Below are 21805 nucleotides of genomic sequence, written 5' to 3'. Positions count from 1 at the left end.
TTCCGCGCGTCAGCCGCGCGGAAGGTTTCACTGGGGGATGAGTGATGTCGGCTTGGCCCGCACGACAGGTCCCGCCCTTTGCCCGAGGGTGGACGAACAGCCGGAGTGCGCCGGGGCGGACGTGTTGACCAAGGCCAAGCGGCCCCGATGACGGACGGGTGACAGGCGCACGGGCCGGTGAGCTCACCGCCCGTCACTAGCGCCTGCCCTGCCTTCCTGACGGACGCCCAACTGGCCTGCTCGCGCGTCGTGTTCGCCCTGTCGGGCGCCCTTCGGTCCCTCGTGGCCGCGAGCCGCCCGGCACCACCAGGGCCTCCGAACGGCGCACCGGACCTCACGCGCGCCCCGACGGCGAAGCCGCCCCGGTTCCGCCTGCCCGCGCCCCCACTCGAGGGAGAGAAGTGACCAACAACCCGCCGACACAAGCCCACTTGCTGTTCGACACCCTGACCGAACGCTGGCGCTCCCTGCGGGAGTCAGGACCGGTCCGGTACGACGAGGCGCAGGGGGTGTGGCACGTCGTGGACCACGAGCAGGTCGCCGCCGTGCTCGCCGATCCCGCGACGTACTCCTCCGACATGACCCCGATCGCCCCCACCCAGGAGGACTTCGACGCCTTCAGGCAGGGCAACTTCGTGGCCATGGACCCACCCGAGCACCGCAAGTTCCGCACGCTGGTGAGCCAGGCCTTCACCCCGCGGGTGGTGCACGGGCTCGAACCGCGCATCGAAGCCGTGTGCGCGCGCCTCCTGGACGCCGTCGCGGACCGCGACCGCATCGACATGGTCGACGCGCTCGCCTACCCCCTGCCCATCATCGTCATCGCCGAACTGCTCGGCGTCCCGGCCGAGGACCACCCGCTGTTCCAGGAGTGGGCCGCCACCCTCTTCGGCGGCGACCAGCTCAGCGAAGCGCCCGACATGGCCGACCTGGAGCGCGCCCTTGAGGCCATCGCGCCGACCGTGCGCGAGATGAACAGCTACGTCCTTGACCACATCCGCCGCCGCCGCGCCGAGCCCGGCGACGACCTCACCAGCAAGCTCATCGCCGCCGAGGTCGACGGCGTCCGCATGGAGGACCAGGAGATGGTGGGGTTCGTCGCCCTGCTCCTGGTCGCCGGGCACATCACCACCACGGCGCTCCTGGGCAACGCCCTCGTCGCCTTCGACCGCCACCCCGGCACGCTCACCGCGCTGCGCGCCGACCCCGCGAAGCTGCCGGACGCCATCGAGGAAGTGCTGCGCTGGCTGCCGCCCTTCCCCGAGCTGGGCCGCCGCGTCACCAAGCCCGTGGTCATCGGCGGCCACGAACTGGCCCCCGACACCCTGGTGATGGCCCACCTCGGCGCCGCCAACCGCGACCCCGGCAAGTTCGCCGACCCCGACGCCCTCGACGTGACCCGCAACCCCAACCCCCACCTGACCTTCGGGCACGGCATCCACTTCTGCTTCGGCGCGCCCCTGGCCCGCCTGGAGGCCCGGATCGCCCTGCGCATGCTGCTCGAACGCTTCCGCGATCTGTCCGTGCCCTCCTACGCCGACGTCACCTACCAGAACCCGGCCGTCCTCGTCGGCGTGCGCCACCTTCCCGTCGACGTCGCCAGACCGTAGTACGCGCGCCACCTCGCCCGGCCCAGAGCCCGCCGGCCGGTGTACCACCCGCCACGAGCCACCGCTAACGGGAGCCACTTCTCCATGCCGTACTCCAGCGCCGCGCCCATCGCCGAGCGGCAACCGTCCCGCTTGAGCCAAGCGTTGCAAGAACGCCTCGACACCCTCGCCCGCGCCCACCGCGTGCCCGGCGCCCACCTGGCCGTGGACACCGGGGCGGGCGTCATCAGCGCCCACACCGGCATCGCCGACGCCGCCGCAGGCACGCCGTTCACCGCCGACACGGCCGTCCCCCTCGGCTCCGTCACCAAGGTCTACACGGCGGCCGCCGTGATGCTCCTGGCCGACGACGGGGACCTCGACCCGGACGACGCCGTGGCCTCGTTCGTCCCCGAGCTACGCGCGTTACCCGAGGTAACGATACGTCACCTGCTCAGTCACACCGCCGGACTGCCCGCGGGGCCCGACTCGGACACGGCGGACGGGGCGAGCGCCGCCCGCTATCTCGCGGGCGTCTGCACCGCACAGGACGCCCTGTTCGCACCCGGCACCGGCTTCTCCTACTCCAACGCCGGTTACGTCGCCGCAGGGCGGCTGATCGAATCCGTGACCGGCATGACCTGGACCGAGGCCATCCAGGCCCTGCTCCTGGAGCCCCTGGGCACGGCGCCCGCCTTCCTCGGCGGCCGCGCCAGCGCCCGGGCCCGCGCCGCGGGCCACGCCCTCAACACCGCGACGGGCCAGCTGCGCCCGGCCCAGCAGAACCTCGCCGCGGTCGAGGCCCCGGCGGGCGCCCTGCTCGCGAGCGCCCTGGACCTGGCCGCGCTCGGCAGAGCCCTGATAGGCCGCGACGCGGTCCTTCCGCCCGCCGCAGCGGCCCGCATGCGCAGCCCCGAACAGGGCGCCGCCCCGGGCACCCTGGCCGACGCGTGGGGGCTCGGCCTCGCCCTGTTCGAGCAGGACGGCCGGTGGTGGTGCGGCCACGACGGAAACGCCCAGGGCACCTCCTGCCATCTGCGGGCCGAGCCCCACAGCGGCGTCGTCGTCGCCTTCACCGGCAACGCCGGTGGCGCCACCGCCCTGTGGCAGGACCTCGCCGACGACCTCACCCGCTTCACCGGCGTGCGCGTGCCGACCGCTCCGGCGCCCGCACACCGCGGCGAGCCCATCGCGCTCCCCGAATGCGCCGGCGTCTACCGCAACGGCCGGATGGAATACCGGATCACCCTCGACGCCGACGGATCCCCGCTCCTCTCCGTCGACGGCGACCTCCCCCTCCCCCTGGTCTGCTACCCCGACCTGACCTGCGACCTGGTCGACCCCACCACCGGCCGACGCGAGCCCGGCGGGCGGTTCCACCGGGACTCCGCCACCGGTGCCGTCGAGCGCGTGCAGATCTCGGGACGCACCGCCCGCCGCACCAGCGCCGCCTGACCACCCATCCGCCACCGCGGCCCCGGCACGCCCCGCACGACCTCGCCCTGCCCGGGAAGCCCCGCAAGCTTCAGCCCGCGCGCACCCGCACCGTCCCCGCTCCGAAGGACACCCCCATGACGGACCTGCATGACAAGCCCACTCCGGCGTCCCCCGCGCCCCCGGCCGACCGCACCGCCGCGGCCTCCGGGAACGAGGGAGCCGGACCGGCGCCCCACCCGACGCTCGGTGAGCTGTTCGCCGCGTGGGTGGCCCGTACGCCCGAGGCGCCAGCGGTGACCGACGGCCAACGGACCTGGTCCTTCCGGGAGTTGGCGGAGCGGGCCGACCGTCTGGCCGACGACCTGGTACGGCGCGGGGCCGGACCGGACCGGACGGTCGCCCTTGTCCTGCCCCGGTCGATGGAGCTGGTCGCGGCGGAGCTCGCCGTGACCCGCGCGCACGCCGCCTTCCTGTCCGTGGACCCCGCCTACCCCGCCGAACGGCGGGAGTTCATGCTGGCCGACGCGGCACCCGCCGTGGTCCTCGACGACCTGGAGGAAGTCCGCGCCGTCCTCGACGACACGTCCGCGCCCACGCCCGCCCACCGGGGCGACCCGGTGGGCGCCGACCACGCGGCGTACGTCATCTACACCTCAGGATCCACCGGCACCCCCAAGGGCGTGACCGTCACCCACCGGGGCGTCGCGGGCTTCAGCCGCGCCGCCGCCGAGCGCTACGCCGTGGGTCCCGGAAGCCGCGTGCTGCAGTTCTCCTCACCCAGCTTCGACGCCTCCATCCTGGAGCTGTGCTCCTCCGTGCTGTCCGGCGCCACCCTGGTGGTGCCGCCGGACGGACCCTGGCTCGGCGACGAACTCGCCGCCGTCCTGGACGCCCACCGCATCACCCACACCCTCATCCCGCCCGCCGCCCTCGCCACCCTGCCCGCCCCGGCACCCGACGGCCTCGGACGGCACCTGCGCACGCTGATCGTGGGCGCCGAGGCCTGCCCGCCCGCGCTCGTCGACCGCTGGGCGCCCGGCCGCCGGATGATCAACTCCTATGGGCCCACCGAGGCGACGGTCGTCACCTCCTGGACCGGGCCGCTGGCCGCGGGGAGCGGCACCCCGAGCATCGGCACGCCCCTGCCCGGCACCCGCTCCCACGTCCTGGACGCGGCGCTGCGCCCGGTACCGCCCGGCACCGACGGCGAGCTCTACGTGGGCGGCGACGGCGTGGCCCGCGGCTACCTCGGCCGCCCAGGGCTCACCGCGACGCGCTTCGTCGCCAGCCCCTTCGGCCCGCCGGGATCCCGGCTCTACCGCACCGGCGACCGGGCCCGCTGGAACGCCGACGGCGAGCTGGAGTTCCTCGGCCGCGCCGACCGCCAGGTCAAGGTCCGCGGCTTCCGCATCGAACCCGGCGAGATCGAGGCGGCGCTGCTGCGTCAGCCCGGGGTGCGCGAGGCCGTCGTCGTGGTGCGCGAGGACGACCCGGGACGGCGCAGGCTCGTCGGGTACGTCACGCCCGCTGACGCCGACCTGCCCCCCGAGCCCGCGGCGTTGCGCACGGCCACGGCCGCCGCGCTGCCCGCGCACATGGTCCCCGCCGCCGTCGTCGTCCTGGACGAACTCCCGCTCACCAGCAACAACAAGATCGACCACCAGGCCCTGCCCGCCCCCGTCCGCGCCGCCACCTCGGGGTGGACCGAGCCGCGTACGGCGCGGGAAGCGGCCCTCGCGGCCATCTGGGCCGAGGTCCTCGCCGTCGACGCCGTGGGCGCCGACGACGACTTCTTCGACCTGGGCGGCGACTCCGTCCTCGCCGCCCGGACGCTGTCGCGGATCACCGACGAACTCGGCGCGCGCCTCACCGTGCGGGACGTGTTCACCGCGCGGACCGTCGCCGCCCTCGCCCCGCTCCTCGGCGACCCGTCCGCCGCCGTACCGCGCGAACCGATACCGCCCGCCCCGCGCGGGCGCCCGCTGCCCCTGTCCAGCGCGCAGCAGCGGCTGTGGTTCCTGGACGACCTCAGTGAGGGCGGCACCGAGTACAACACCGGCGTGGCGCTGCGGCTGCGCGGAGAGCTCGACGCCGCGGCGCTGCGCCGCGCCCTGGACCGGCTCGCCGCCCGCCACGACGCGCTGCGCACCACCTTCGCCACCGTGGCCGGACAGGGCGTGCAGCGGATCAGCCCCGACGCCCAACTGCCCCTGCGCACGGCCGACGTGACGCACGTGCCCGCCCAGCGGCGCGCCGAGGCCGCCGAGCGGCTGCTCACCGAGGAACTCGGCCGGGCCTTCGACCTGGCGGCGGGACCGCTCACCCGGGCGCTCCTGATCCGGGCCGCCGCCGACGAGCACCTGCTGCTGCTCGCCCAGCACCACATCGTCACCGACGGCTGGTCCGTCGGCGTCCTCACCCGCGAGCTGGCCGCGCTCTACCACGCGGAAGCCACCGGAGTCCCGGACGGCCTGCCCGCGCCCGCCGTGCAGTACCCGGACTTCGCGCTGTGGGAGCGGCGGCAGCGGTCCTCGGGCGCGGACAGCGACGACCTCGCGTACTGGAAGCGGCACCTGACGGGCATGCAGCAGCTGGACCTACCCACCGACCGGCCCCGGCCGCCGGTGCGCACCACGGAAGGCGCCGCGCACCGCCATCCGCTCCCCGCGGACCTGGTCAGGCGCCTTCGGCAGCTGGCAGGGGACCGGGGCACGACCGTGTTCACGCTGTTCACCGCGGCGGCGGCCGTGCTGTTCTCCCGCTACTCCGGCCAGCGGGACGTGGCCTTCGGCACCGTCACCAACGGGCGCGGGCGCCGCGACCTGGAGGACGTGACCGGCTTCTTCGCCAACACCGTGGTGCTGCGTGAGGAAGTCGACGACACCACCACCGTCGGCCGGTTCGTGGAGCGCGTGCGGGCGACCGTCCTGGACGCCTTCGCGCACGACGGGGTGCCCTTCGACCGCGTCGTCGAGGAGCTGGCCCCGCCCCGGGACCCCAGCCGGACACCGCTGGTGCAGGTGCTCGTGGTCCAGCAGACGGCCCCCGCGCACCCGCCGCGGGCGGGCGGGGTGCGCGTCGAGGAGCATCCGCTGCCGCGTCCGGCGTCCCGCTTCGACCTCGTCCTTGAGTTCGCGCCGCACGCCGACGGCGGCTGCGAGCTGACCGTCGAGTACAACACCGGTCTGTTCGACCGGGACACGGTCGCCCGGATGGGCCGCCATCTGCACGGTCTCCTGGAGGACATGGCGGACGGACCGCACCGGACGCTCGCCGAGCTGCCGCTGCTCCTGGAAGGCGAGCGGCGCACCCTCCTGGAGACCTGGAACGCGCCCGTGCGCGTCGGGCACGACCCCGCCGACACCACCCTGCCGCTGCTCTTCGAAGCCCAGGTGTCCCGCACCCCCGACCGGACCGCCGTGGCCAGCGGCGAGACCCGTCTGACCTACGCGGAGGTGAACCGGCGCGCCGACCGCCTCGCCCGGCTCCTCGCCGCCCGCGGCGCCGGCCCCGAAACGCTGGTGGCCCTGTGCCTGCCGCGCACCGCCGACCTGGTCCCGGCCCTGTGGGGCGTCCTGAAGTCCGGCGCGGGCTATCTGCCGGTAGACCCCGGTTACCCCGCCGAGCGCATCCGCTTCATGCTCGCCGACGCCGCCCCCGCCCTCATCCTGGCCAGCCGCGACACCGCGGGCGCGCTGCCCGCGGACTGCGCGCCGCTGCTCCTGGAGGACTGCCTGGCCGACGTGGAGGGCCAGCCCGCGGAGGCGGACCTGACCGCGGCGGACCTGACGGCGGCGGATCTGGCGCGGCCACTCGCCCCCGACCATCCCGCGTACGTCATCTACACCTCCGGGTCGACCGGCCGCCCCAAGGGCGTCGTGGTCACCCACCGCAGCGTGGGGGCGCTCGCCGCGTGGGCGGGGGAGCGGTTCGGCTCCGAGCGGCTCGCCCATGTGATCGCCTCGACCTCGCTCAACTTCGACGTGTCGGTGTTCGAGCTGATCTGCCCCCTGCTCGCGGGCGGCTGCGTCGAGGTGGTCGCGGACCTCTCGGCCCTCGCCGAGGCGCCCGACCCGCGCCGCGCCGGGCTCGTCAGCGGCGTCCCCTCCGTGGTCGCGCGGCTGCTCACCGAGGGCGGCGCGGCCATCGCCTCGGACACCTTCGTCCTCGCCGGGGAGGCGCTGCCCGCGCAGACCCTGCGCGACCTGCGGCGGGCCGTGCCGTTCTGCGAGGTGGCCAACATCTACGGCCCGACCGAGGCCACCGTCTACGCCACCGCCTGGTTCGCCGACGACACCGAGCTCGACCAGGCCCCGCCGATCGGCAGGCCCGTGGCGCGCACCCGCGCCTACGTCCTCGACCACCTGCTGCGCCCGCAGCCCCCGGGTGTGACGGGCGAGCTGTACCTCGGCGGCGGCGGTCTCGCGCGCGGCTACCTGCGCCGCCCCGGCCTGACCTCGGCCCGCTTCCTCGCCGACCCCTTCGGCGCGCCCGGCGACCGCATGTACCGCACCGGGGACCTGGTGCGCTGGACCCAGACGGGCGACCTGGAGTACCTGGGCCGCACCGACCAGCAGGTCAAGGTGCGCGGCTTCCGCATCGAACTCGGCGAGGTGGAGGAGGCGCTGCTGCGCTGCGCCGGGGTGGCCCAGGCGGCCGCCGCCGCCCGCGAGAGCGAAGGACACCGGCGCCTGGTCGGCTACGTCGTCCCCGCCCCGGGCGCGCGCGTCGACCCGGACGCGGTGCGCGCGGAGCTCGGCCGTGGCCTGCCCGACTACCTGGTCCCCACCGTCGTCGTCACGCTGAGCGCGCTGCCCCTGAACCCCAACGGCAAGCTGGACCGCGACCGGCTCCCCGACCCCGGGCCCGCCGGGCGCACCGCCCGCCACGTGAGCCCGCGCACCCCCACCGAGCGGACCCTCGCCCGGATCTGGGCGGACGTCCTGCACGTGGAGCGGGTCGGCGCGGACGACAACTTCTTCGCGCTCGGCGGCGACTCCATCCTCAGCATCCAAGTCGTCGCCCAGGCCCGGCAGGAGGGCCTGACGGTCACCTCGCGCGACGTCTACCGGCACCAGACCGTCGCCGACCTCGCCCGCTGCGCGGACGCCGCCGAAGACCGGCGGCCCGCCGCCCCCGCGGCCGTCCCCGCCACCGGGCGGGCGCCGCTGACGCCCATCCAGCGCTGGCTCTTCGACAGCGCCGCCGGGCGGGCCGGGCACTTCGCCCAGACCCTGTCGGCCGAGCTGTACGAGGCCGTCGACGCGGCGGCCCTGGAAGACGCCCTCAACGACCTCGTCGCCCACCACGACGCGCTGCGGTCCCGCTTCGTGGCGGACGCCGCGGGCGGGGACGTGCCCGGCGTCCGCTGGGACATCGGGGAGCGCGCCCCGCGCCTGCGCCTGGCCCGTCACGCCGGACCCGACACCGACGCCCCGCACCTGGGCCCCTTCGACCTGGCCGAGGGGCCGCTGCTGCGGGCCGTCCTGCACGAGCGGGGCGCGGGGACGCGGCCCGTGCTGCACCTGGCCGTCCACCACCTCGTGGTCGACGGCGTCTCCTGGCGCGTCCTGCTCGAAGACCTCGACCGGGCCTACCGCGCCCGTCGCGAGGGCCGCGACGCGGCGGCGGCGCTGCCCGCCAAGTCCTCGCCGCTGCGCCACTGGGCCGAGCGCCTGGCCGCGCACGCCGCCGACGGCGGCTTCGACGACGAGAGGGCGTACTGGACGCGGGCCCTGGCGGGCGCCGCAGCGGCCCTGCCCCTAGACACACAGGACACTGCGGACGCGGCGGGGGTCAACGCCTACGCCTCCGCCCGCTCCGTGACCGTACGCCTCACCCCCGACGACACCGCCGCCCTGCTGCGCACGCTCCCCGACACCTACCGCACCCGCGTCAACGACGTGCTCCTGAGCGCGCTCGGCCGTGTGCTGTGCGAGTGGACCGGCCACGAGCGGGTCCTGGTGGACGTCGAAGGCCACGGGCGCGAGGAGCTGTTCGCCGACGTCGACACCAGCCGGACCGTCGGCTGGTTCACCACCCGCCACCCCGTCGCGCTCGCCGTCCCGCAGGACGCGGGCTGGGACGCCGTCCTGAAGCAGGTCAAGGAGCAGCTGCGCGCGGTGCCCCGGCACGGCCTGGGGCACGACGCGCTGCGCCACCTGGCCGCGCCCGGCACGGCACCCGCCGCTCCCGCCGCGCAGGTCAGCTTCAACTACCTGGGCCGCTTCGGGCTCCCGGACGCGGCGGACGGCCTGTACGGCGGCCCGTGCCGCCCCCTGGAACTGGACGCCGACCCGCTGTCCGCGCGCCCCCACCCGCTGGAGGTCGTGGGGCACCTGGACGGCGACGTACTGGAGTTCACCTGGTTCTACTCCGACGCGCTGCACCGGGAGGAGACCGTCGCGGGCCTCGCCGCGCGGTTCGCGGACGCGCTCGCCGGGATCGCCCGGCACGGCTCCCGGCCCGGCGCGAGCGGCCGTACGCCGTCGGACTTCCCGCTCGCGCGGCTCGACCAGGCGGCCGTGGACCGCGTCGTGGGCGACGACCCCGGCGCCGTCGAGGACGTCCACGCGCTCACGCCCACCCAGGCCGGAATGCTCTTCCACGGCCTCTCGCAGGACGACCAGAGCGTGTACTTCCAGCAGGTGTCGTTCGTCCTGGACGGCGTGCCCGACCCCGCCGCCCTCGCGGCGGCCTGGCAGCGCGTGACGGACAGCACCCCGGTGCTCCGCTCCCGCGCGGTCTGGCAGGACGTGCCCGAACCGCTCCTCGTGGTGGGGCGGCGGGTGTCCGTGCCCGTCACGCACCTGGACTGGCGCGAGCGCGACGACGACGAGCGGCGCGCCGGGCTGCGGGACCTGCTCGACCGGGACCGCGAGCGCGGCGTCGACCTGGCGTGCGCCCCGCTCCAGCGCCTGGTCCTCGTCCGGCTCACCGACAGCTCCGTACGCGTGGTGTGGTCCTTCCACCACCTGATCCTGGACGGCTGGAGCCTGTTCCAGGTCCTGTCCGACGTGTTCACCTGCCACGCGCGGGGAGCGGGACCCGAAGGGCAGGGCGCCCCGCTGCCCGCGCGGCGCCCCTTCAGCGAGTACGTGGCCTGGCTGCGCGACCGCGACCGCGACGACGGCGACCGGTCCGAACGGCACTGGCGCGACCGCCTCGCGGGCCTGACCGAGGCCACCGCGCTGCCCTACGACCGCGAGCCGCGCGAGACCCACCACGCCGAGTCCACCGAGGCGGTCCGCGTCACGGTGCCGCGGGCCACGACGCGCGCCCTGGAGGACCTGGCGAGGGCGGCGGGCCTGACCCTGAACACCCTGGTGCAGGGCGCCTGGGCGCTGCTCCTGAGCCGCCAGGCGGGCCGGGACGAGGTCGTCTTCGGCACCACCGTCTCCGGGCGGCCGCCCGAGCTGCCGGGCGCCGAGTCCATGACCGGCCTGTTCATCACGACCCTGCCCACCCGGGTCCGGGTGCCGCGCGATGGCACCCTCGTCGACTGGCTCGCCACCCTCCAGTACGACCAGAGCGAGGACCGCCGCTTCGACCACGTGCCGCTCACGCGGATGAGGACCCTCACCGGACTCCCCGAGCGGACGGCCCTGTTCGACAGCATCGTCGTCTTCGAGAACTACCCCGTCGACGACGGACTCGCCGCCGCCCACGGGCTGCGCCTGAGCGAACTCGACGGCATCGAGACCACCAACTACCCGCTCAGCCTGGTGGCCTATCCCGGCGCGGAGCTCGGCCTGCGCCTCGGCTACGACCCCGCCCTGTTCGACGCCGACACGGCCGCCCGCATGGCCGAGTACCTCACCGTGCTGTTCGACGGCATCGCCACCGGGCCGGAACGCCCGCCCGCGCGCCTTCCCTTGCTCACGCCCGCCCGCCGCCGCCAGGTCGTCGACGAGTGGAACGACACCGCCACCGCCACCCCCGAGGCGACCGTCGGGGAGCTGTGGACCGCGCAGGCGCGGCGCACGCCCGACGCCGTCGCCCTGGAGGCCGGGGACGACCGGCTCACCTACCGGGACCTGGACGCCCGGGCCACGGCGCTCGCCGCCCGGCTCACCGCCCGCGGCGTCACGGCCGAGGTGCCGGTCGGCGTCCTCATGGACCGCTCGGTCGGCCTGGTCGTCACCCAGCTCGCGCTCGCCCTCACCGGCGGCGTCTACGTCCCCCTCGACGGCCGCGCGCCCGGCGAGCGGCTGCGGCGCATGCTCGCCGAGGTGGGCGCGGAGCTGCTCCTGACCGACGCGGAGTGGGAGCGGGCGGCGCGGGAGGCGCTGCCGGAGGGCACGGTGCTGCGGCCCGACCAAGAGCCGGGCCAAGAGCCGGGCCAAGAGCTGGGCCAGGAGCCCGGCAGGGCCGTACCGGATGCTTCCGCCGCCCCGGCCGCACACCCCGACTCCGTCCAGTACGTGATGTTCACCTCCGGCTCCACCGGCACCCCCAAGGGCGTCGCCGTGCGCCACCGGGACGTCGCCGCCCTCGCGTTCGACCGCGCCTTCGCCGGGCACGACCGCGTCCTCGTGCACTCCCCGCACGCCTTCGACGCCTCCACCTACGAGCTGTGGGTGCCGCTGCTGCGCGGCGGAACGGCCGTCCTCGCCCCGCCCGGTGACGTCGAGGCCGCCGTCGTCCGGAGCGCCATCGCCGAGCGGGGCGTCGGGTTCCTGTGGCTCACGGCGGGTCTCTTCCGCCTCCTCGCCCAGGAGGACCCCACGTGCCTGCGCGGCGCGCGGGAGGTGTGGACCGGGGGCGAGGCCGTGCCGGGCGCCGTGGTGCGGCGCGTCCTCGACGCCTGCCCCGGCCTGACCGTCGTCGACGGCTACGGCCCCACCGAGACCACCACCTTCGCGACCCGGCGCGCCTTCCGCGCCGGTGACCCGCTGCCGCCGGTGCTGCCCATCGGACGCCCCCTGGACAACACCAGGGTGTACGTCCTGGATGCCGCCTTGCAGCCCCAACCGCCGGGCGTGCCGGGGGAGTTGTACATCGCCGGGGCCGGGCTCGCCCGGGGCTACGCCGGTCAGGCGGGGGCGAGTGCCGCCCGCTATGTGGCCGACCCGTTCGGCCCGCCCGGCGGCCGGATGTACCGCACCGGCGACGTCGTGCGCTTCGGCGGCGACGGCGAACTGCACTTCGTGGGGCGCGCGGACGACCAGGTCAAGCTGCGCGGCTTCCGCGTCGAGCCCGCCGAGATCGAGGCCCGGCTCACCGCGCACGCGGGCGTCGCCGAGGCCGTCGTGTCCGTGTGCGAGCACGCCGGGCGCAAGCGCCTGGCCGCCCACCTCGTGCCCGCACCGGCGGCGGCCCCGCCGACCGCGAGCGAACTGCGCGCCCACGTGGCCGCCGAGCTGCCCGACTACATGGTGCCCGCCGCCTTCGTCACGGTGCCGGAGCTGCCGCTGACCGCCAACGGCAAGGTGGACCGGAACAGACTGCCCGCGCCTGACTGGTCGGCCGCGGGCGACACCGCCTACCGCCCGCCGCGCACCGAGGCCGAGCGCGTCCTCAGCGGCATCTGGGCGGACCTCCTCGGCGTGGACCGCGTCGGCGCCGACGACAACTTCTTCATGCTGGGCGGCGACTCGATCCTCAGCATCCAGGTCGTCTCGCGCGCCCGCGCCGCCGGGCTCGGGCTCACCCCGCGCGACCTGTTCCGCCACCCCACCGTCGCGGCCCTCGCCGCCGCCACCGGCACGGCCGCCGCCGTCAGCGGAACCGCTCCCGTGACCGGCGAGGTCCCGCTCACGCCCATCCAGCACTGGTTCCTCGACCCCGGGCCGAGCCGCCCCGAGGTCTTCGACCAGTGCCTGGCCATCGAGACGGACCCAGACGTCGACGCGGCCGCGCTGCGCCGCGCCCTTGAGGCCCTGTGGGCCCACCACGACGCCCTGCGCGCCCGGTTCGTCCAGGGCGACGACGGGTCCTGGCGCCAGCACTGCCCCGGCCCGGACGAGACGGCCCCGGACCTCCTGGAGGTCTGCGACCTGAGCGGCCTGGACCCCGAAGCCGCCGAAGCCGCCGAGGCCCGCGCCACCGCCGCGGCGCACGCCGCGTTCCGCCTCGCCACCGGCCCGCTCCTGAACGCCCGCCTGTTCACCGGCGCGCGCCCGCGCCTGCTCCTGACCGTCCACCACCTGGTCGTCGACGGCGTGTCCTGGCGCATCCTCCTGGAGGACCTGGACACCGCCTACCAGCAGGCACGTACGGGAGCGCCGGTACGCCTCCCGGAGCGCACCACGTCCGTCCAGGAGTGGGCGCGGCGCCTGCGCGCGCACACCGCGTCCGGCGGGTTCGCCGGCCAGCGCGCCCACTGGGACGCCGTGTCCGGGCACTGCGCCGCGCCGCTGCCCCTGGACACCGGCGCCGCACCGGGCGCCACCACCATGGCCGACGTGCGCGCGGTCACCGTACGCCTGGACCGGGAGCGCACCGACGACCTGCTGCGCAAGGTCCCCGGTGCCTACCGCACCCGCATCGACGACGTGCTCCTGACGGCTCTCGGCCGTACCGTCGCCGACTGGACCGAACGTTCTACCGTCGCCCTCGCTCTGGAGGGCCACGGCCGCGAGGACCAGCTCTTCGACGACATCGACCTGTCCCGCACGGTCGGCTGGTTCACCAGCCTGTACCCCATCGCCCTGGACGTGCCGGACGCCGACTGGGGCACCGCCCTGAAGTCCGTCAAGGAGCAGCTGCGGGCGGTGCCGGACCGGGGCCTCGGCCACGGCGCCCTCGCCCGCCTCGCCGGGGACGACCCGCTCGCCGCCGCCCCCGCGCCCGGGATCAGCTTCAACTACCTGGGCCGCTTCGACTGGTCGGCGGGCGGCGGCGGGGCGCTGGTGCGCGGCGTGCCCGGCGGTCTCGGCGGCGCCGACGCGCCCGACGCGACCCGCCCGCACCTCCTCGACGTGATCGCCCGCGTCGAGGGCGGACAGCTGGAGATCACCTGGCACTACAGCCACACCCTGCACCACGAGGAGACCGTCGCGGGCCTCGCCGACGGCATGCTGCGCGCGCTCACCGAGATCGTCGCGCACTGCTGCCGCGAGGACGCCGGTGGCCGTACGCCCTCGGACTTCCCGCTGGCCCGCGTGGACCAGGAGGCCCTGGACCGCGTCGTGGGCGACGGCCGCGCGGTCGCCGACCTGTACCCGCTGACGCCGATGCAGGCGGGCATGCTGTTCCACAGCCTGATGGACCCCGAGGCGCGGACGTACGTCAACCAGGTCCAGGTGGTGCTCAGCGGCGTCACAGACCCGCACGCCCTGGCCGACGCGTGGCAGCGGACCGCCGACGCCAACGCGATGCTGCGCACCCGCCTGGTGTGGCAGGAGACCGCCGAGCCGCTCCAGGCCGTGGGGCACCGGGCCGCCGTGCCCGTCACCCACCACGACTGGACCGGGCGGGACGCCGACTGGTGCGCGCGCCAGATGGACCGGCTGATCGACGAGGACCGCGACGCCGGGATCGACCTGGGCGCGGCGCCCCTGATGCGCCTCACCCTGATCCGCCTGGCACCGGACCGCGTACGGATGGTGTGGACGTTCCACCACATCCTGCTCGACGGGTGGAGCGCCGCCCAGGTCTTCGACGAGGTGTGCGAGCGGTACGCGGCGGCGGCCGCGGGGCGCCGCCCGGAGATCGCCGACCGCGCGCCCTTCCGCGACTACCTGGCGTGGCTGTCGCGGCAGGACACCGCGCGGGCGGAGCGGCACTGGCGCGAGACCCTCGCCGGGTTCTCCGCGCCGACCGAACTCCCCAGGGACCGGCGGGCCACGGAGGCGCACCGCGCGTCGTCCTCGGGCACCGTCGGCGTGGAGCTGGACGCCGAGGTGTCGGCGCGGCTGCGGGAGACGGCGCAGCGGGCCGGACTGACCGTGAACACCATGGTGCAGGGCGCCTGGGCGCTGCTGCTCTCGCGGTACGGCGGCGGGGACGACGTGGTGTTCGGCACCACCGTCTCCGGCCGCCCCGCCGAATTGCCCGGGGTGACCTCGATGGTGGGCGTGTTCATCAACACCCTGCCGACCCGCGTGCGCGTCGACGGCGGCCGCGGCCTTCTGGAGTGGCTGCGCGAGCTGCAGGCCACGCAGTCCGAGTCCCGTAGACACGACTTCGTCTCGCTCGCCCAGATCCAGACCTGGAGCGAGGTGCCCGGCGGCACGAACCTGTTCGACAGCATCGTCGTCTTCGAGAACTACCCGTTCGACGAGGGCGCGCTGGCCCGGCACGGCCTGGCCCTCGAGCAGGAACGCGACGTGGAGCCCACCAACTACCCGCTGAACGTGGTGGTGGCCCCCGGGGACATCCTGTCGGTCATCCTGGACTACGACCCCGCGTGCTTCGAGGAGCCGACCGCGCGCTCCCTGTCGGAGCGGCTGCTGCACACGCTGCGCCTCCTGGCCGACGCGTCGGACGAGACGCGTCTGGACGCGGTGGACGTCCTGTCGGCGGCGGAACGCGAGCGGCTGCTGCGCGGGCCCGGCCGTCCCGAGCTGGCGCCGGTGGTGCCGGAGGTGCTGCCCGCCCTTGTCGAGGCCGCTGTAGATCGCACGCCCGAGGCGGTGGCGCTGACGGGGCCTGGCCTGACGCTCTCCTTCGCGGAGGTGGAGGCGCGTGCGAACCGTCTCGCGCACCGGCTGATCGCCCGGGGCGTGGGCCCCGGCGATCTGGTGGCGCTGGTGCTTCCGCGCTCCGCTGACATGGTTCTCGCTCAGCTGGGTGTGGTGAAGGCGGGGGCGGCGTACGTCCCCGTCGACCCGGGGTATCCCGCCGAACGGGTGGAGTTGATGCTGCGGGACGCGGCGCCCGCGGTGACGCTGGACGCGGAGCAGGTCGCCGGGATGCTGGCGGCGGAGGGGTCGCGGGAGGTCCGGCCGTCGGACGCGGATCGGGTCCGGCCGCTGCGGCTCGATGATCCGGCGTATGTGATCTATACGTCGGGTTCCACGGGGACGCCCAAGGGTGTGGTGGTGACTCATCGTGGGCTTGCGGGGTTCTCCGCCGCTGAGGCCGCGCACTATGAAGTTGCCCCGGGGGACAGGGTGTTGGCTTTCGCTACGCCGAGCTTCGACGCCTCGGTCCTGGAGCTGTGCATGTCCCTGCCCCGGGGCGCGAGCCTGGTGGTTCCCGCGCCCGGGCCGCTGCTCGGCGCGGAGCTGGCCGAGGTGCTCCGGGCGGAGCGCATCACGCACACGCTGTTGCCCCCGGCCGCCCTGTCCACGCTGCCGCCGGAGACGCCGGGCACGCTGCCGGACCTGAAGACGCTGACCGTAGGTGCCGACGCGTGCGGTCCGGAACTGGTGGCCGCCTGGGCGCCGCACCACCGCTTGGTCAACTCCTATGGGCCCACCGAGGCCACCGTCGTCGCCACCTGGTCGGCGCCGCTGACGGCGGACGGCGGGGCCCCGCCGATCGGCCGCCGACTGCCCGACACCGGTGCGTACGTCCTGGACGGGCGGCTGCGGCCAGTGCCCGACGGCGTGCCCGGTGAACTGTGGCTGAGCGGCCCCTCGCTGGCGCGCGGCTACCTCAACCGGCCCGCGCTGACCGCGTCCCGGTTCACGGCCGACCCGTTCGGCGCGCCCGGTTCCCGCATGTACCGCACCGGCGACCTGGTCCGCCGCGACGCCCACGGCGAACTCCACTACCTGGGCCGCACCGACCACCAGGTGAAGGTGCGCGGCTTCCGCGTCGAGCTGGGCGAGCTGGAGGCGGCCCTCGCCGGGCACCCGGACGTGGCCGCGGCCGCCGCCCGCGTGTCGGAGCGCGACGGCCACCGCCGTCTCGTGGCGTACGCGGTGCCGCGCGGCACCGCCGCCCCGGACCCCGCCGCCCTGCGCGACTTCCTCGCCCGGGGCCTGCCCGACCACCTGGTCCCCGCGGCCGTCGTACCGCTGGAGCGGCTGCCGCTCGGCGCCTCCGGCAAGCTCGACCGGAACGCGCTGCCCGAACCCGTGTGGTCGGCCCCGGCCGACGGCGGCGGCGTCCCGCCGCGCACCGACACGGAGAAGACGCTCGCCGCGATCTGGTCCGAAGTCCTCGGCGTGCCCGACGTCGGCGCCCAGGACAACTACTTCGCCCTCGGCGGGGACTCCATCCTCGGCATCCAGATCGTCGCCGCCGCGCGCAGAGCCGGGTTCGCGCTCACCCCGCGGCACCTGTTCCGCCACCAGACGATCGCCGAACTCGCCGCCGCCGCGGAGGAACTGCCCGCCGCGGGCACGACCGCCGAACAGGGCGCCGTCGTCGGCGACGCGCCGCTCACGCCCGTACAGCACTGGCTGTTCGGCACCCTCACCGGCGACCCGGCGCACCTCACCCAGGCCGTCGCCTACCACCTGGCGTCCGACACCGACGAGACCGCGCTGCGCGCCGCCCTCGCCGCCGTCCACGACCACCACGACGCGCTGCGCCTGCGCTACCCGAAGGACGGCGACGGGGCCCGCCGCCAGTACGGCACCCCGCCGGGCGCGGAAGTGCACCTGGAGGCGCACGCGCTGCCGGGCGACGGCAGTGACGTTCCGGCGGGGCTCGTCGACGACCTGTGCGCGAGCTTCGACCTGGACAGCGGGCCCCTCCTCAAGGCCGCGCTGTGCCGCTCCGACGACGAACGGCGGCCGGTCCTGGTGCTCGCCGCGCACCACCTGGTCGTGGACGCCGTGTCCTGGCGCCTGATCCTGGAGGACCTCGACACCGCGTACCGGGCGCTGCGCGCCGGGAACACACCCGACCTCGGCCCGAAGACGACCTCCTTCCAGGCGTGGGCCCGCCGCCTCGCCGCGCACACCGAGGCCGGGGGCTTCGACGGCGAACTCGACCACTGGCGGAACGTGCCCGGCGACCACGCCCTGCCGACCGACCTCACCGGGGCGAACACCGCCGCCAGCGAGGAGTCGGTGACGGTGGGCCTCGACAGCGAGGAGACCCGGCGGATCCTCCAGGACGTGCCGGGCGCCTACCGCACCCGCGTCAACGACGTGCTGCTGTGCGCCCTGGGCCGGGTCCTCGGCCGCTGGACCGGCCGGGACCGGGTGGCCGTGACCCTGGAGGGCCACGGCCGCGAGGAACTCTTCGACGACGTCGACCTCTCCCGGACCGTCGGCTGGTTCACCAGCGTGTTCCCCGTCGCGCTCGACGTGCCCCGCGACGCGGACACCGGCGCCGCCCTGAAGTCCGTCAAGGAGAGCCTGCGCGCCGTGCCCCACGGCGGCCTCGGCCACGGCGCCCTGCGCCATCTGCACCCCACGGCGGGCGCGGCGCTGCCCGCGCTGCCGCGGGTCTCCTTCAACTACCTGGGCCAGCAGGACTGGAACGCCGCCGGCGGCCTGCTGCACGCGCCCTGCGGGGACCTGGCGGGCGGCATGGACACGGCCGCGGACCGCCCGCACCTGCTCGACGTCATCGGGCGCGTGACGGACAAGCGCCTGGAGTTCACCTGGTCGTACTCGCGTGACGTGCACCGCGGCGACACCGTCGCCCGGCTCGCCGCCGAGATGGCCGACGAACTGCGGGCCATCGCACGGCACTGCGCCGCACCCGGCGCCGGCGGCCGCACCCCGTCGGACTTCCCGCTCGCCCCGCTCGACCAGGCCGCCGTGGACCGCCTTGTGGGCACCGGACACGACGTCGTGGACCTGTACCCGCTCACGCCCACCCAGGCGGGCATGGTCGTCCACGGCCTGGACGAGCCCGCCGAAGGGCTGTACGTCGAGCAGATCACGTTCGTCGTGGACGGCGTGCCCGACGCCCGGGTCCTCGCCGCGGCCTGGCAGCACGTCGTGGACCGCACGCCCGTGCTGCGGACCGCCGTCGTCCTGGACGGGGTGCCCGTGCCGCTCCAGGCGGTGCGGCGCGCCGTCACCGTGCCCGTCACCGAGCTCGACTGGAGCGCCCTCGCCCCGGACGCGCGCGACACGGCACTGGAGCGTCTGCTCGCCGAGGACAAGGCCCGCGGCATCGACCTGAACGGCGTGCCGCTGCTGCGCGTCGCCCTCATCCGCCTCACCCCGGCCGAGGTGCGCGTGGTGTGGACGTTCCACCACGCCCTGCTCGACGGGTGGAGCGTCTTCCACGTCCTCGGTGACGTCGTGGCCGCCCACGCCGCGCTCTCCCGCGGCGAGGAGCCGAGGCTGCCGGAGCGCAGGCCGTTCGCGGACTACGCCGCCTGGCTCGCCGCCCGCGACACCACGCGCGCCGAGGAGCACTGGACGGGCGCGCTCGGCGACCTGACCGCCCCCACCCCGCTGCCCTACGACCGCAGGCCCGCCCAGGGCGCCCCGGCCCGCTCCGGCACCTGGCTGGCGGAGTACCTGGAGGAGGCCGAGACCGACCGCGTCGCCGACTTCGCCCGACGGCACCGGCTCACCCTCAACACCGTGGTGCAGGGCGCCTGGTCGCTGCTGCTCTCCCGCTGGAGCGGCGAGCGGAACGTGTGCTTCGGTACGACGGTCTCCGGGCGGCCCGCGGACATGCCGGGCGCCGACACCATCGCGGGCCTGTTCATCACCACGCTGCCCGCCCGGGTCACCGTCGACGGCGACGCCCCGTGCGCGGCGTGGCTGCGCGCGACGCAGGCCGCGCGCGCCGAGGACCGCCGCTTCGACCACGTACCGCTCACCGACCTGCAGTCCGTCAGCGGCCTGCCCGCGGGCACGCCGCTGTTCGACAGCCTGCTGGTGTTCGAGAACTATCCCGTCGGCGACGACACGGCGGGCGCGCACGGCGTCCAGGTGCGCGACCTCGACGCCCATGAGTCCACCAACTACCCGCTGACCGTGGTGATCCTGCCGGGCCGCCGGATGGGTGTCGTCGTCGGCTACGACCCTCGCTACTTCGAGGAGTCCACCGCGCGTTCCCTGTCCGCCCAGCTCGTCCACACCCTGCGCGCCCTGGTCGCCGCACCGGAGGGGACGCCGCTGGACGCGGTGGACGCCCTGCCGCCGAAGCTGCGCGAGCGGCTGCTGCGCGGGCCCGGGCGTCCCGAGCTGGCGCCGGTGGTGCCGGAGGTGCTGCCGTCGCTGGTCGAGGCCGCTGTGGACCGCACTCCAGAGGCGGTGGCGCTGGCCGGGCCTGGCCTGAGGCTCTCCTTCGCGGAGGTGGAGGCGCGTGCGAACCGTCTCGCGCACCGGTTGATCGCTCGGGGGGTGGGTCCTGGTGATCTGGTGGCGCTGGTGTTGCCGCGTTCCGTCGACATGGTGCTTGCCCAGCTGGGTGTGGTGAAGGCGGGTGCGGCGTACGTTCCGGTCGACCCGGGGTATCCGCCCGAGCGGGTGGAGTTCATGCTGCGGGACGCGGCGCCCGCGGTGACGCTGGAGGCGGAGCAGGTCGCCGGGATGCTGGCGGCGGACGGTGCGCGGGAGGATCGGCCCTCGGACACGGACCGGGTCCGTCCGCTGCGGCTCGATGATCCGGCGTACGTCATCTATACGTCCGGTTCCACGGGGACGCCCAAGGGCGTGGTGGTGACCCATCGCGGGCTCGCGGGGTTCTCCGCCGCTGAGGCCGCGCACTATCAAGTGGCGCCGGGGGATCGGGTGTTGGCTTTCGCTACGCCGAGCTTCGACGCCTCGGTCCTGGAGTTGTGCATGTCCCTGCCCCGGGGTGCGAGCCTGGTGGTTCCCGCGCCCGGGCCGCTGCTCGGCGCGGAGCTGGCCGAGGTGCTCCGGGCGGAGCGCATCACGCACACGCTGCTGCCCCCGGCCGCCCTGTCCACGCTGCCGCCGGAGACGCCGGGCACGCTGCCGCACCTGAAGACGCTGACCGTAGGTGCCGACGCGTGCGGTCCGGAACTGGTGGCCCGCTGGGCGCCCCACCACCGCTTGGTCAACTCCTATGGGCCCACCGAGGCGACCGTCGTCGCCACCTGGTCTGCGCCGCTGACGGCGGACGGCGGCGCCCCGCCCATCGGCCGCCGGGTGCCGTACACCGGTGCGTACGTCCTGGACGGGCGGCTGCGGCCAGTGCCCGACGGCGTGGCGGGCGAGCTGTGGTTGAGCGGCCCGGCCCTGGCGCGCGGCTATCTGAACCGTCCGGCACTGACCGCCTCGAGGTTCACGGCCGACCCGTTCGGACCGCCCGGCTCCCGCATGTACCGCACCGGCGACCTGGTCCGCCGCGACGCCCACGGTGAACTGCACTACCTCGGCCGCACCGACCACCAGCTCAAGCTGCGCGGCCACCGCATCGAGGCGGGCGAGGTCGAGGCCGTGCTCGCGCGCCACCCGGCCGTCCTCGACGCCGTGGTCACCGTGCGCGAGGACGAGCCGGGCCTGCCGCGCCTGGTCGCCCACGTCCTCGCCGCACCCGACGCGGACCGGCCGCCCGCCGCCGAGCTGCGGGCGCTCGCCGCCCGCACCCTGCCAGGACCCCTGGTCCCCGCGGCGTACGTCGTCATCGACCGCTTCCCGCTCACCGAGAACGGCAAGACGGACCGGGCCGCGCTGCCCGCGCCGCCACCGGACCAGGAGGAGACGTCCGGCCACGTCGCCCCGCGCACCCCCACCGAGGAGGCCGTCGCCGACCTGTGGCAAGAGGTCCTGGGGACCGCCGTGGGCGTCGAGGACGACTACTTCTCCCTGGGCGGTGACTCCCTGCGCGCCCTGCTCATCGCCTCCCGGGCCAACGACGCGTTCGGCGTGACCCTCACGCCCCGCGACGTCCTGGTCCACCGCACGGTCGCCGCCCTGGCGGACCTGGTGGAGGAGCAGATCCTGAGCGAACTCGAAGACGCCGCACGCGGCGACAGCGACCACGACGAACGATGA

At 75.5% G+C, this 21805-nt stretch carries 3 protein-coding genes; all 3 read left to right on the top strand.

The window, feature by feature from the left end; all coding sequences use genetic code 11:
* Positions 1 to 401: 401 nt before the first annotated feature.
* The 3 genes from AC07A4_RS05695 to AC07A4_RS05685 all read left to right on the top strand — a co-directional run bounded on the left by AC07A4_RS05695 (position 402) and on the right by AC07A4_RS05685 (position 21805).
* The gene (locus AC07A4_RS05695) at positions 402 to 1610 is read left to right on the top strand and encodes a cytochrome P450 (RefSeq protein WP_478593439.1); all 1209 of its coding nucleotides are present in this window, start codon (positions 402 to 404) and stop codon (positions 1608 to 1610) included.
* Positions 1611 to 1694: 84 nt separating this feature from the next.
* Positions 1695 to 3044: a serine hydrolase domain-containing protein gene (locus AC07A4_RS05690; protein ID WP_478593436.1), complete on the top strand. Its 1350-nt coding sequence runs from the start codon at positions 1695 to 1697 to the stop codon at positions 3042 to 3044.
* A gap of 116 nt (positions 3045 to 3160) precedes the next feature.
* Positions 3161 to 21805 (top strand): non-ribosomal peptide synthetase, encoded by an 18645-nt coding sequence (locus AC07A4_RS05685; RefSeq protein ID WP_478593433.1) that lies wholly within the window; start codon positions 3161 to 3163, stop codon positions 21803 to 21805.

The organism is Streptomyces sp. NPDC043996, assembly GCF_056435225.1.
The sequence above is the reverse complement of the archived record's forward strand: the minus strand, read 5'-3'. Positions and strand labels throughout refer to the sequence as shown.